The organism is Acinetobacter sp. 197 (genome assembly GCF_048148385.1).
GTDB classification, from domain to species: Bacteria; Pseudomonadota; Gammaproteobacteria; order Pseudomonadales; family Moraxellaceae; genus Acinetobacter; species Acinetobacter pecorum.
Map to the genome: position 1 here is coordinate 62,232 of NZ_JAYWZK010000009.1, position 14,739 is coordinate 76,970.

General features: G+C 44.0%; 12 protein-coding genes. 5 read left to right on the forward strand and 7 right to left on the reverse strand.

Going from position 1 to position 14,739, the window contains the following annotated elements:
- Positions 1-16 precede the first annotated feature (16 nt).
- From VXQ11_RS10370 to VXQ11_RS10400, 7 genes are all read right to left on the reverse strand, one after another.
- The gene (locus tag VXQ11_RS10370; protein ID WP_416705964.1) at positions 17-1,339 is read right to left on the reverse strand and encodes a glycosyltransferase family 2 protein; all 1,323 of its coding nucleotides are present in this window, start codon (positions 1,337-1,339) and stop codon (positions 17-19) included.
- 77 nt (positions 1,340-1,416) lie between these two features.
- A complete protein-coding gene (locus VXQ11_RS10375) occupies positions 1,417-3,102 on the reverse strand; it encodes a polysaccharide biosynthesis/export family protein (protein WP_064096921.1) in 1,686 nt (561 codons plus the stop codon).
- A gap of 3 nt (positions 3,103-3,105) precedes the next feature.
- Positions 3,106-4,203 (reverse strand): capsule biosynthesis protein, encoded by a 1,098-nt coding sequence (locus VXQ11_RS10380; protein ID WP_416705965.1) that lies wholly within the window; start codon positions 4,201-4,203, stop codon positions 3,106-3,108.
- Complete coding sequence (locus VXQ11_RS10385) at positions 4,193-4,855, reverse strand: ABC transporter ATP-binding protein (protein ID WP_064101697.1); 663 nt, start codon at positions 4,853-4,855, stop codon at positions 4,193-4,195. The genes VXQ11_RS10380 and VXQ11_RS10385 overlap by 11 nt, the downstream gene beginning before the upstream one ends.
- Positions 4,852-5,679, reverse strand: coding sequence for an ABC transporter permease (locus VXQ11_RS10390; RefSeq protein WP_064101696.1), 828 nt, complete (start codon positions 5,677-5,679; stop codon positions 4,852-4,854). Before VXQ11_RS10390 ends, VXQ11_RS10385 begins: the two co-directional genes overlap by 4 nt.
- Positions 5,680-5,885: 206 nt before the next feature.
- Complete coding sequence (locus tag VXQ11_RS10395) at positions 5,886-6,929, reverse strand: phytanoyl-CoA dioxygenase family protein (RefSeq protein WP_416705966.1); 1,044 nt, start codon at positions 6,927-6,929, stop codon at positions 5,886-5,888.
- Positions 6,930-7,432: 503 nt separating this feature from the next.
- Positions 7,433-9,133 (reverse strand): NAD-dependent malic enzyme, encoded by a 1,701-nt coding sequence (locus VXQ11_RS10400; protein ID WP_416680985.1) that lies wholly within the window; start codon positions 9,131-9,133, stop codon positions 7,433-7,435.
- A 293-nt stretch (positions 9,134-9,426) separates the two neighbouring features.
- Between VXQ11_RS10400 and VXQ11_RS10405 the strand changes: the two genes are divergently transcribed.
- The 5 genes from VXQ11_RS10405 (at position 9,427) to nusB (ending at position 14,737) form a co-directional block, all read left to right on the forward strand.
- The gene (locus VXQ11_RS10405; protein ID WP_416705968.1) at positions 9,427-10,389 is read left to right on the forward strand and encodes an alpha/beta hydrolase; all 963 of its coding nucleotides are present in this window, start codon (positions 9,427-9,429) and stop codon (positions 10,387-10,389) included.
- Between the two features lie 357 nt (positions 10,390-10,746).
- Complete coding sequence (locus VXQ11_RS10410; protein WP_416705969.1) at positions 10,747-12,258, forward strand: aldehyde dehydrogenase family protein; 1,512 nt, start codon at positions 10,747-10,749, stop codon at positions 12,256-12,258.
- A gap of 420 nt (positions 12,259-12,678) precedes the next feature.
- Positions 12,679-13,794 (forward strand): bifunctional 3,4-dihydroxy-2-butanone-4-phosphate synthase/GTP cyclohydrolase II, encoded by a 1,116-nt coding sequence (gene ribBA / locus VXQ11_RS10415; protein WP_416705971.1) that lies wholly within the window; start codon positions 12,679-12,681, stop codon positions 13,792-13,794.
- A gap of 18 nt (positions 13,795-13,812) precedes the next feature.
- Positions 13,813-14,283 (forward strand): 6,7-dimethyl-8-ribityllumazine synthase, encoded by a 471-nt coding sequence (ribE, locus tag VXQ11_RS10420; protein ID WP_067765591.1) that lies wholly within the window; start codon positions 13,813-13,815, stop codon positions 14,281-14,283.
- A 4-nt stretch (positions 14,284-14,287) separates the two neighbouring features.
- Positions 14,288-14,737, forward strand: coding sequence for a transcription antitermination factor NusB (nusB, locus tag VXQ11_RS10425; protein WP_004280924.1), 450 nt, complete (start codon positions 14,288-14,290; stop codon positions 14,735-14,737).
- The last annotated feature ends 2 nt before the right edge of the window (positions 14,738-14,739 follow it).

Sequence of the window (14,739 nt, forward strand, 5' to 3'; positions counted from 1 at the left end):
TTCTTTTTAAATAACTTTAAATTAACCTTATATTAAAGATCTCCCATGCTTTAACCTCTTTTGCACCCAACTTGAACTCACCCTTCGGGGTCGCAGTAAAATACTGACCATTCTCATAGGCTATACTTATTTGATAATTAATGATGTCATGCAATTCCAGTTTAAAAAACATTGCCTTCTTAAAAGGATAAGCGACTAAGCGTCCTCTCTTGTCGGTATATAAATATATAACGTTATTAAATTTTTCTACAAACAAATAGCAGACTTTCTGATCAAAATCATAAGCCACCTGCACAAAACTGAGATGAGGCTCTAACTCTTCAGAAAGTGCAGCAAGTTCACATTGTTCTGTTAAATCATTATAGACAAGCGCTGTATGATGGGTCGTGATCAATATTCTTTTATCAAAATTTCCCACTGTATGCATATCGATCCTATCGATTAGATACAAATCACAGCCTTTTTTTAAATTCTCACTATCAATCACATGCATTAATTTATATGCATCTGACAGGCCCTTTTCTCCATCTTTATTATAGCGGTCTTTGAGATTTTCCAGTCTTCTGACTGACGGTCCATCCAGATATTTGACATTAAAATTCTTATTTATACGATTCAAGGTCTTTTGTATAAAAAAATGAATGGTCAATGCCTCAAAATGTAATAGCTTAAAATCCTCGACAATATAATTTGTTTTCAATGTAATATCGATGGGATTAAAATTATGTAAGCCAGGCCATTTGAGTGGCTCATCTGCCCGGAAAAAGCATTTACCTGATACGTGACCAAACAATCCTGCCTTATGTATCAGACCCTCAGGATAAACTTCATTCCAGAAAAATACATCACTACGTTTGGTATGATGCTTAAAATATGGGGTTGCGAATACGTCTTGATAGGTTAGAGGTGCATGATTGAGATAGATCGCTTCAAAAGGCTTAATCCGCAGTGAAAAAATATTATCAGGTATGCTATCCAGAATTCTGCTGATCTTTCTTTCAGAATAGATAAACTCATCAATATCTACACATGCTAACCATTTCACCTTGGTTTTGGTCAGGGCATGTATTACATTATGACTTTGTCTGTCTTCTACCCCATCCGGCCTACCCACGAAGTCCAGATTTTTAAATTTATAATCAATATTCCAGAAAGCCTCATCACATACCTGTATATCTATTTGACTATTATCAGAATAGAGATCCTGGATATACCGATCAGCAGGATCATCCAGATAGATAAACATTTCAGATGCACCCAGCTTAAGATAATGCTGAATAAACACATCTATTAATTCTGGATCTGCTTTTACTGTTACGACTACTGACCAGTTTGACATTTTTATACACTTTAAAATTATTATGTTTAATATTTGAATTGCTCAGCCTGTCTCCAGTTTTAGAGGCAGGCTAATCATTAAAGATCCAACGCGACTTTGGCAGCCACTGCAATCTGATAGATCACCTGGGTGATCCCACGCGTCATCTCGATACCTTTGGTCTGGGCTTTCGGCAGCACTAGAATCTCGTCGCCCTGCTGGATTTTTGCAGTTTTACTGACCAGCTCTGCTCTACCATTCTGCCGGATCACAATCACTTTGGATTTATTCGATTTCTGGCTAAAACCGCCCACCTGCTCGATATAATCCCTGGCATTCAGTCCGTTACTGTATTCAATCCCGTTCGGGAAAGCAACTTCGCCATGTACCATGATGACCGAGGTTTTTTCCGGAATATAGAGGATATCGCCCTGTTCCAGGATCACATTCTGAAAAGAATCCGGATTGAGAACCACCTGTCCTTTAGGCTGCACCTGACGTGCTTTGACGATGAACTGCTTGACCAGTTCTGCATCACGCAAGCGTAAGGTGGCTTCTTCCTGGGTACTGGAGCGGGCATTGAAGGTGGTTTCCTCCAGCTTGTCCAGGGCAACATTCAGCATCTCTTTTTGTCGTGTGGCCACAGAGGCACGGTAAAGCTGTAAGGACTCGACTTCAGCCAAAGCATTAGGCTGCAGTTGTACCAGCACATCTCCGAGTCTGGCACCATAGGGCAATACAATGGCATGGGCACCATTATGTGCACCGTCAATCCGTACCTGAATAGTGCCTGCATAGCGGTCAGCTGTTACTGTAACCACATCACCATCTTCAACCGTGATATTCGGTGCCTGACTCAGCGAATAATATTCACTGCGGTATTCTGTACCCTGCCGACGCTGAATGCTGACATTGGTCGCGCCCGGTTTGAGTTTGGCAAAAGTCAGGGCCTGAGCCAGTGTGATGGCTGGAGAATTAAACTCAAAATCATTCTGGTTATAGACTTCACCCGAAACATTGAAGGTATGGGTCCGCTGTCCTACCACAATCACATCACCATCGCGAAAGGAAAAAGGCTGAATCTGGCCTTGTAACAGGAAATCATACAAGTCGACCTGCTGCACGGTCCGGCCATTGCGCAGCACCTTGATATTGATATAACTGCCACGTTCCGGATCTACTCCGCCAGCACGGTCCAGGTAAGCAATCACGCTATCATTGGACACACCACCATAATTCCCGGGCTGATTGACAAAGCCGGTAACCATGACTTTGACTGGCTGGGCTTGTTCCAGCGCTGCATATACGCCTACATTCGAGACATAAATACGCCGTACCTGTGCTTCAACTACCGATTGCAGATTACCGTTTCGAACACCGGCAACCCTGACCGGGCCTACATTGGGAATAAAAATATTGCCTTGGGGATCGACGGTTTGTGTGCCATTAAACTGATAGGCGCCCCATAGACGCAAATTGATATTGTCGCCTGGATTAATCTGATAACTGCTATTAAACGTCGAGCCTGCCGTAGAGGCAAAAGCCCCCTTAAAGAGCTGCGAACCAAACATCCGGTTTACTGTCGGGTATTTCATCGAGCTACCGGGAGAAAGCTCAACGATCGATTGACTATTCAGCAGCGTATTATTATTGGTACTGGCTGGCGCCAGATTTAGACTATTCAAATCCTGAGAGATTTCAGTAGGCAGCAGGCTGGAATCCAATGCATAGGTTTGTGCCGCACATGCCAATGATAAAACTGATAATAAAGCAATTTTTTTCATAATTTATTCCCTGTGCTCACGGATAATGGAATGGATCAGCAAGCCAATACCAAAAATGATATTCAATAACAGAAATGAGGTCAGGCTGATATACACTTTGCGTGGATATAAAGCTTCCTGCGCCAAACGCGGGGTGGAAATCACGATCAGCTTCTTCAGTTTACGTGAGGCTTCCAAACGCGCTTTTTCCAAAGAAACTAGGGAAATTTTATAAAGATCCGCTGCAAATTCGACTTGTGCTTTGAGTGCCTCAAAATCGGCAACATTTTTATTCAGCTTTAAATTATTCGGTGAAGTCAGTTTGGCATTTTCGGTATTGATCTGCTGTTGCAAGGCGGCAATCTGGCTACGTACAGCGATCACCTGGGCGGCTTCCGGGGTCAGGTAACTCAGCAAGGTGCGCTCTTCGGTTTTCAGTTGCGCCAGGCTACTTTGCAGACCTGCAATCAGTGTCGCTACCGCTTTGGCCTGTAATTCAGGATCGAAAATTTCATTCTCATTTTGATATTGAAGGACGGCCTGACGTGCCTGATCTAGTTGTGTAGCGGCATCGCTATACTGTTGCTGGGCAAAGACCTGCTGTTCTTCCGCGATGGCTTGCGAGATTTCATTAATGAAAGCATCACTCTGCTTTAGTAGTGCCTGATTCAGTTTCAGTGAAAATTCTGGTGAAAAACCCTGATCATGCACATGCAGCATCATGGTTTTTTCATCCAGTTCAACCTTGATCATCTTATTAAAGTATTTCACCAGATCTTCAATCGGTGCATCCTTGGGCAAGGCAAAGATCGGGTCATGGACGGATGAAAATTCTTCACGCAAATTCAGGGTCTGATCCAGCTTCTCAATCATGTCGCGCGAAGTAATGTACTCTTTGAGAATCTGTGAATCTTCACGGCTGGTATTGGGCATGCCCAGCAAAGCACCGATTCCTGAGGCATCTGCCACCGGGGTATCAGCGACCTGCTTTACCAGGACGATGGAAGAAGACTGGTAACGGTCTTTGGCAAAGGCGAACAGATAAATGACAATGATCACCACCGGGATCAGGACACAGCAGGTATAGGCAACCCAGAGTCGCTTATTTATTTTAGCTTGCATACGCTTTATAGACCTCTACTGCATCTTGCACATTATCAAAATATTCCGCCTGGCCATCTCGCACCAGAAAGGCGACATCACAATTACGGGTTAAATCTTTCAAGTCATGAGAGACCATAATAATATTTGAGTTTTCTTTGAGTTCATCCAGCAAAGCCTGACTTTTCTTGCGAAAAGAAGCATCCCCGACCGCACCGGCTTCATCCAGCAGATAATAATCAAAATTAAACGCCATGCTTAAACCGAAACCGATCCGGCCGCGCATGCCGCTTGAATAGCTTTTCATCGGCATATCGAAGTATTTACCAATTTCGGCAAACTCTTCAACGAATTTGACTACATGTTCAACTTCATCATGATTACTCACATAAAGTCTGGCCACAAAGCGTACATTTTGCCGGGCAGTCAGGCTGCCCTGAAACCCCCCGGACAATGCCACCGGCCAGGAAATGGTTTTATTGGTGATTACCTTGCCCGAATCTGCGTAGTCAATTCCGCCAATCACACGCAGCAAGGTACTCTTGCCCGCACCGTTTTTCCCCAACAGGGCCACGCTTTTATTTTCCGGTAAAACTGCATTTAAATCTTTAAACACATAATGCCGTCCTTTGGGTGTGGCGTATGATTTTGTTAGATTTTTTAATTCAATCATTTTGATTTCACCATATGGCGTTCAAAGCGTTTATATAGTAATAATCCGATGAATAAGGAGACAATGATCCATATGACAAAGTAACTCAAACTGATTCCGGGCACTAAACTATAAGTCGGCGCAACCGCATGGCGCATTAATTCGAAGATATGAATCAACGGGTTATAGAGTAAATATTCACGATATTCGACTGGAACAATATGGATGGAATATAAAATCCCGGACAGGAAATAAAGAATTAAAAAGAACACCGAAAGAAACTTGTTCAGTTCCCTGGAAAAATCACCAATCACGATAAAAATCAGGCTACATGCCGTCATGAATAGAAATAACAGCACCCAGTAGCCTAAAAGCTCAGGAATATGTTCAAAACTGATACTGTAACCAAACCACACAAACGCCGTGGTAAATGCAACATAAGCAGTAAATTTAAGCAGAAATTCAAGAACATTTCGTGCCAGTAAGGCATCGATCGGTTTGACCGGACGGTAGCTGAATAATCCCCGGTTGGATTCGGTGGCACTGATCGCCAGGGTAACCCCTGTCCTGAACATAAAGAATGGAATAATGCCGTTAATCAAAAAAACCGGATAATCCATACCCGGCAAGGTCCTCTGCATGAGCGTACCAAACAGCACCACCATAATCCCGATGGTCAGCAGAGGCTCGAGAAAGACCCATAAATATCCCAAACGGTATTGACCAAAGCGGGTTTGTAACTCCCGAAGCAATAATGCACGTATAGATGCATACATCACTTGTAAACCACCTCGAGCTTTAAGCCGCGGGAGTTTTTTTAAGGGCATCTGTGACTGTGATTCCATTATTATTACTTGTAAATTTTTTATGTAAAATTTTCACTATCATACAGCGATCAATAGGCAGAAGAAAGTTAAACTCCTGAAAATATCTCTCACCATACTTAAGTTGTAGAAGGCCAGATTGAATAACAGATCGGCTTTATTTCCAGAGCAATCAGGAGTGCTTAGTACCCTCCCCTATGCATGCTCTAACTGACACTCAACCCTACTTATTTACTGGTGAGAACGGCAGGATCAGTGGCACGCTTATTACCCACTTTCTTCCAGGGATTATTGCGCTGGAATTTCTTTTCCATAAAGTCCAGACCTGCCCAATATAAAGGCACTAAATTTGACTTCAGAAAGGGCAAGGAAAGTGGATCACCCCCCAACCAGGGCATAAATGGATTTCGACGTGCATAGGCCCATAGCTCAATCCTGACTGAAGGTTTGAGACTCTTTGCTCTGGCATGAAAACCATAGGTATCTGCAATCACCAGGGTATTTGCTTTTACAGCAAAAGCTTGCGGTTTTACATAGCCTAATTCCAGTATTTCACTTTCAGAGACTCGAAAAGAGCCTCGGCGGGTCATCACGTCAGTTTTTGCTGTGATTGCTTCAGATTTCTGCTGCTCCCAGTTCAATCGTGTAGGATTTAACAGATGCGAGCCGGGTACATACACAAACGGACCTTCATCTGCAGCGACATCTTCTAGAAATAACCAGGCTTTTGCACTAGGGTGAAAAGTATCACTGTGTAAATTCGTTTGCGGATCCGCTTTGGCTTTTCTGACATGCGAAAAGATGACTTGCAGATAAGAGATGGGCTGAACTTTAAAGCTGGCCACATAATTCAGCAGGTTTCTCCATTTCGCTGAATGCAGGAATTGTCGGGTTACCGGCATGTGCTTCAAGGTTTTGCCATCCAATGCCATACGGCGTGTTACCGTGTCCCCCTGTAAGGTTTCCCGTGTGTCCAGAGGCGTGGTCAATAATTCCTGTTTTAATTGCGAAAACTCTTCTGCAGCTAAAAAGTTTTCTCTGAATATAAACCCGTTTTTTTGAAAATTTTCAACGTCTGCGGGATGAATGAACTTCGCTAACTTTGATCTGCGTTGGGCTGCCATTTGTGCAGCAAACTGCACCCGAAAACGGTGTAAGCCGAGTTGGTTTAATCTGGAGTTTCCCAAGACAGAATTGGCTTCAAAGGATTTGGACTGCGTGAACAAAGCCATACTATCTAAGATAAATTTGCTTGGGGAGTGAATAAACATCTTGTGTAATTCCTGAGCCACAGCTATTTTTTTTTGTTTTTTCTGGTCCAGTTTTTTAATATTTTCAAAAATATTTTTTTTAAATAAATTCAATGGAAGTAGCCTTATTCTATACTTGATTCATATTTGGAAAAATTATAACTAAAAACAAAGTTGTCCGTTAATACTTCTCTTCTCTCATTTACACCCGAACCCTTAAGCCTCTAATAAAATTGTCTTTATCTTTTTAAGTGGAAGTCTGAGGTTGCAGTCTACTTTGCCTGCTTCAGCTGTAAGGCCCTGATCTTTTTTATGAGGGTTATTTTTATATTCGAACTCTTTCATCCACATTTTTCAAACATTAAAAAATTTTCAAGGAAGCCCCTTCTTGCGGAAACAAGAAGAGGCTTTAAATGCTATTTAAAATAGTAATGCACGATTATTTCCTGATTAATCAAACAATCCTATTCTTGCTTGGGCATCAAATAAACTCAGGCTAGCACAGCAAAATTTATTTGACCTCATTAAAAGGTGCTTCGCTTATAATCACGGTATTTTGGCGTCCAGAAATTACGCTCAATTGCCTGCTGTAAGCTTTCCACACTGACTTTCGGTGCTACCCCGTCTTCAATCGCAGCAAGCGCTACTTTTAATGCAATCTGCTTTGAAATAGTCTGCAAACTATCCAGACTTGGCAGTAAATCTGCCTGAGGATCTTGCAGTTTTGGTGAACAATCGGCCAAAGCATTACTGGAAGCTATCAACATATTATCTGTCACACGCTTGGCACCCGAAGCAATCACTCCCAAACCTATACCCGGAAAAATATAAGAATTATTACACTGGGAAATATGATGGATCTGACCCTGATAATTCACGGGAGCAAATGGGCTGCCCGTCGCAATCAGTGCCCTGCCCTGGGTCCATTGCAAAATATCTGCCGGCACGGCTTCTACTTGGGAGGTCGGATTCGACAGGGGGAAAATAATCGGTTGCATACTGTTTTCAGCCATGGCTTCAATCACTTCCTGAGTGAATAAACCGGGCTGTCCTGACACTCCAATCAGTACCGTCGGTTTGGCGCGCTTGACTACATCCAGCAGAGAAATCATGCGTTCGGCATCTGCCCAGTTTTCTACATTTTCAAGCGGCTGTGCCAGTTTACGCTGGAAGTTCAGTAAATTCGGCTGATTTTCAGTGATCAGACCAAAGCGGTCGACCATAAATATGCGTGCACGCGCTTCAGCATCACTCAAGCCTTCAGCCACCATTTGCTTAATGATCTGTTCTGCAATCCCGCAACCGGCCGAACCTGCTCCTAGGAATGCAACGACCTGATCTTTAAGCTGCTTGCCTGCTGCACGCGAAGCAGCAATCAGACTACCGACAGACACCGCAGCGGTGCCTTGGATATCATCATTAAAACAGCAGATCCGATCACGGTATTTTTCCAGCAAAGGCATGGCATTTTTCTGGGCAAAGTCTTCAAACTGGATCAAGGCATCAGGCCAACGCTGTTGAATCGCCTGAATCACGGTCTCGACAAAAGCATAATATTCATCGCCGCTGATCCGCGGTTGGCGCCAGCCCATATAAATCGGGTCACTCAACAGTAGCTGATTATTGGTGCCGACATCGAGGGTAATAGGCAAGGTATAAGCCGGACTGATCCCGCCACATGCGGTGTAGAGCGCCAGTTTGCCAATGGGAATCCCCATGCCGCCAATGCCCTGATCTCCAAGACCCAGAATGCGCTCACCGTCCGTAATGACAATAACTTTCACATTTCTTTTACTGATATTGTGAATAATCTGGTCGATCTGGTCGCGGTCCGGATAGGAAATAAAAATCCCGCGGTGACGGCGATAAATATCAGAAAAGTGCTGACATGCCTCACCTACTGTTGGAGTATAAATAATCGGCATCATCTCGCTAAGATGATGTTCAATCAGATGGTAAAACAGGGTCTCATTGGTATCCTGGATATTTCGCAGATAAATATGCTTGTTAATATCACTGTTAAACGCACTATATTGCTGATAAGAACGCTGACTTTGTTCCTCAATCGTTTCGGTAACATGAGGAATCAAGCCATGTAAATTAAAACTTCTGCGCTCTTCTTCAGAAAATGCAGAGCCTTTATTGAGTAAAGGGAGTTCTAACAGAGTATTTCCAGCATAAGGAATATATAAGGGGCGCTTACTGTTCAAATTTTCTCTGGGCATTCTTTAACTCATCTAATCAATTTTCGGCAATCCTGCCAAAACAATCACATCACTTTGCTTATTTTATATAGCTTAGCCTGATTCTGAGCGGTTAGGTCATTTAGTAAATTGATAATACTTTTAGCAGGATTTTATAATCTGATAACACTCATTTTCCCGCATAGGTTCGGGGCTGATTTTAAAATGAACCGGTATTGGTATTATTAATTCAAGTGAGCAGCAAGTTCCGTTTGACAAAAAACTGCAGCTCATCAAGGATAAAGTATAATTTCAAGAAAACGATGAGTATAACAATGAGTGAACTACAGCCCCTTTATCAGCCCGATATCCTAGGGACAGGTTATGAGCAAGCGACCTTGAACTTTCCCGACGATTATGAAGGCAAGGTAGTCGCCACGCTGATCCGTAAAAAAGCGGCACAACCTACATCCAAAGCAGTTTTATATATTCACGGATTTATTGACTATTTTTTTCAGACTGAAATGGCAGAGCGTTTTAATCAGCAAGGCTTTGATTTTTATGCGCTGGATTTGAGAAAATACGGCCGTTCGATTCTGCCCCATCAAAAATATTATAACGTGCATGATCTGTCTGAATATGATGCAGAAATTACCCAGGCGCTCGACATTATGGCAGCAGAGGGCCACGATGCTGCCCTGCTCTGTGGTCATTCTACCGGTGGTCTGATTACGACCTTATATGCAGCGCACCATCCGCAGCACCCCTTAATCAAAGCGCTTTGGGTCAATAGTCCATTTTATGACTTCAACATGAACCCGATCAAACGCGCGCTGGGTCTTCCTCAGCTAAGCAGGCTGGCTAAAATCTTCCCGAATCTTAAATTTCCAAGTGAGTTAAACAAGTGGTATACCGCCAGTCTGCACAAGGACTTAAAAGGAGAATGGGACTTCAATCTGGACTGGAAAAAGACCCGCTACCCTAGAGTAAGGATCAGTTTTGTTCGTGCCGTTCATGAGGCACAAAAGGAAATTCATCGCGGTGTTCAGATTGATATTCCGGTACTGGTCATGCATTCGCACCAAACGCTCAATCCTAAAAAATGGGGCAAAGCGGCACAGAGCAGTGATGTGATTTTAGGCATTAAAGACATTCAGAAATATGCCAAAAAAATCAAAGGTGATGTCACGGTTCTGAGTATTCAGAACGGTTTACATGATCTGGTACTTTCAGAGAAATCAGTACGTGAGCAGGTTTATCAGCAGCTGTTTCAGTGGCTGCATGACCAAGGCCTTTAAACACTTTAAATAAAGCAGCGAGGAGAAATGAAAATTTCATTCGTTTCTCCATTTTGGCTGTCTGGTAAAACCCGCACTATGGTGTGAATGTAAGCAGACACATTGAAAATATGCCAATCTTTCGACATTTTTAAACTTCCATAACTCATTGTTTTTAAATTTAAGAATTGAGAATTTATAGCTTTTATTTCTCTAACGCTTGTCTCCAAATATTGTCTTTTGTAGCAAGCCTGTAAACAAACAACCGTCCGTCTTGTTCCCTCTTTATAGTAGAGCTGAATGCAGAAGCGCCTATATTTTTTGATCAGCAAAATGCGCTCAGCCTGCACCACTAACAATCATATAAAGGAATAGATTATGCGTTATGCAGATCCCAATACTGACGGTTCAAAAATTCAATTTAAAGCACAATACGATAATTTCATTGGCGGCGAATGGGTCGCTCCGGTCAAAGGCGAATACTTTGACAACATCTCTCCGGTAGATGGCAAGGTCTTTACCAAAGTGCCGCGTTCCTCTGTAGAAGACATTGAGTTGGCGCTTGATGCAGCGCATAAAGCCAAAGAGCAATGGAACCGGTCATCGCCGACCACCCGCTCCAATATCCTGCTGAAAATTGCAGATCGTCTGGAACAAAATCTGGAAATGCTGGCTGTGGCAGAAACCTGGGACAATGGTAAGCCCATTCGTGAAACACTGGCTGCCGATATTCCACTGGCCATTGACCATTTCCGTTATTTTGCCGGCTGTATTCGTGCCCAGGAAGGTGGCATTTCCGAAATCGACGAAGATACTATTGCTTATCATTTTCATGAGCCGTTGGGTGTGGTGGGCCAGATTATCCCGTGGAATTTCCCGATTCTGATGGCTGCATGGAAACTGGCACCTGCCCTGGCTGCGGGTAACTGCATTGTGCTGAAACCTGCGGAACAGACTCCGGTCAGTATTCTGGTGCTGGCTGAACTGATTCAGGACATTTTGCCACCGGGCGTGTTGAATATCGTCAATGGCTATGGGGTTGAGGTGGGTCGTCCACTGGCGACCAATCCCCGTATTGCCAAGATTGCCTTTACCGGCTCGACCGCAGTGGGTCAGCTGATCATGCAATATGCCACCGAAAACATTATTCCGGTGACCCTCGAGCTTGGTGGTAAGTCACCGAATCTGTTCTTTGCCGACATCATGGATCAGGAAGATGACTATCTGGATAAAGCGCTGGAAGGCTTTGCCATGTTCGCCCTGAATCAGGGTGAAATCTGTACCTGCCCTTCCCGTGCCCTGGTGCAGGAAAGCATTGCCGATGAATTTCTGGCGCGTGCAGTAGAACGGGTGCAACGCATTAAAACCGGTCATCCACTAGATACTAACACCATGATTGGCGCGCAAGCCTCACAAGAACAGCAGGACAAGATTCTGGGCTGTATTGCCACTGGCCGTGAAGAAGGCGCACAAATCCTCACCGGTGGTGAAGCACGTCAGGAAGTGGGTCAAGGTTTCTATATTGAACCGACCATCTTTAAAGGCACCAATGACATGAAGACCTTCCAGGAAGAAATCTTCGGGCCTGTCCTGGCTGTGACCACCTTTAAAGACTTCGATGATGCGATCAAGATCGCCAATGATACGATTTACGGACTCGGTGCCGGGGTCTGGTCGCGTTCTGCGCATACCTCTTACCGTGCCGGTCGTGCCATTCAGGCCGGTCGGGTCTGGACCAACTGTTATCACATCTACCCTGCACATGCGGCATTTGGTGGCTATAAAAAATCCGGTATTGGCCGTGAGAACCACAAAATGATGCTGGACCACTATCAGCAAACCAAAAACCTGCTGGTGAGCTATTCGACCAAGCCTGCCGGTTTCTTCTAAGAAATAAAGTCAGTTTAAAGCGAGCTTCGGTTCGCTTTTGATTCCCTGATATTCATTTTTTAATATCGGATAAAAATTTTCTGCTATTTCCCTGCCTGCTCCTGTCAGTCCAGCTTCAAAATTCTATTGGCTGAACCAGTGAGGATAAAACCTAGGTAAAACATCTGCCGAATGTCTGCACTTATATTAACTTCACCTAAGTTTTTCATTTTTTATGCTTTTTGTTTGTTCAAAAATTCCGCATAAAGTTCAGGCTTTCATTTAAAGTTGGCTTTTCATGTTTATTAAGACTGTGTATAACAATGGACCACTAGAGGGAAAACAATAAGCATAGGCAAAATTGCGCAAAAAGCGTTAGACTATGTACCCAATAATGTCATGATTCGGTCTGATCAAGATCAAAAAAGAAGGTGAAGGTTGATGCCGCTCAATACTGTTGAAGAGCTTGTAGCAGATATCCGTGCAGGAAAAATGGTCATCCTGATGGATGATGAAGATCGTGAAAATGAAGGTGACCTGGTCATTGCTGCCACGCACGTACGTCCTGAAGACATCAACTTCATGATCACCCATGCACGCGGTCTGGTCTGCCTGACTTTAAGTAAAGAGCGCTGCCAGCAGTTAAATCTGCCGTTGATGGTAGATGCAAACGGTGCGCAGCATGGAACCAATTTCACCCTGTCGATTGAAGCAGCCAAAGGTATTTCTACCGGTATTTCACCGGCTGAACGTGCGCACACGATTCAAACTGCAGTGGCTGCCCATGCCAAACCGGCAGACATTGTACAGCCAGGACACATCTTCCCGTTGATGGCGCAACCAGGCGGTGTCTTGCACCGTGCCGGGCACACCGAGGCAGGTTGTGACCTTTCCCGTTTAGCAGGACTGGAACCAGCATCAGTTATTTGTGAAATCATCAATGAAGATGGCACCATGGCACGTCGTCCGGATCTTGAAGTCTTTGCTGAAAAGCATGGCTTGAAAATTGGTACCATTGCTGACCTGATTCATTACCGTATGACCAATGAACAAACCGTTGAACGTTTGGATCAGCAAAGTATTGATACAGAATACGGTACATTTGATTTGTATCGTTACCGTGAACTGGGTAATCCGGATATTCATGTGGCACTGGTCAAAGGTGAGCCGAAAGAGGGTGTGACCACTGTACGTGTGCATGGCTTTAACCCGACCCGTGATCTATTAAAACTGAATAAACAAGACGGTGAGCCGGCTTGGAATTTAGACAAGGCCCTGAAAGAGATTGCGCAAAGTGAGCGTGGGGTGCTGGTCTGGATTGGTCAACGCCATTTACAGGATTTGGGTCCTGCATTAGATACCCTGAAAGCACCAAAAAATGTAAAATCTAATTCTGCACTGTCTCAGCAGTATCAGACCATTGGTGTGGGTGCACAAATTCTGCGTGATTTAGGCGTTGAAAAAATGAAGTTGCTCAGCTCTCCATTACGCTTCAATGCCCTGTCAGGCTTTAACTTAGAAGTGGTGGAATACATCACCGCACAACAAACATCTTAAGAAATAATCGAGGTTGCTATGGCAGTTCGCCGTATTGAAGGTATGTTACATCTCGCGAACGAAGACCGTTATGCGATTTTAGTTGGTCGTTTTAACAGCTTTGTGGTTGAACATCTGTTAGAAGGTGCCGTTGATACATTGAAACGTCATGGTGTATCAGAGGATAATATCACTGTTGTTCATGCACCTGGTGCCTGGGAACTTCCTGTGGTTGCAAAAAAACTGGCAGCTTCAGATCGTTTCGATGCCATCATCGCGCTTGGCGCCGTGATTCGTGGCAGCACGCCTCACTTCGATTTCGTTGCAGGCGAATGTGCCAAAGGTTTGGGCGTAGTTGGCCTGGACACTGGTTTACCTGTAATCAACGGTGTACTCACTACGGATAGTATTGAACAAGCGATTGAACGCTCTGGAACAAAAGCAGGCAATAAAGGTAGCGAAGCTGCCCTGACTGCGATTGAAATGGTTAACTTGTTAAAGGCTATTTAACGCTATGTCGCAAACACTTCAAGCAACTTATGCAGCAAAACGTAAAGCACGTCGCTTTGCTGTACAAGGAATTTATGAATGGCAAATGAGCCACAATCCGGTGCATGAGATTGAAGCACGTACTCGTGTAGAAAATGCCATGCACAAAGTGGATCTGAGCTATTATCATGAATTGTTGACTCAAGTGGTTGCCAATCATGAAGCATTGGATGCGCTCTTAATCCCGGTACTCGATCGTGAACTTTCAGCACTGGATGGTGTTGAGCTTGCAACTCTTCGCCTAGGCGCTTATGAACTCAAAGAACATCTTGAGATTCCATATCGCGTGGTTCTAGATGAAGCGATCGAACTGGCTAAACATTTTGGCGGTGCCGACAGCCATAAATACATCAATGGTGTATTGGATCGTTTAGCGACAACATTGCGTGCAGCAGAAAAACAGCAGTCTAACTAACA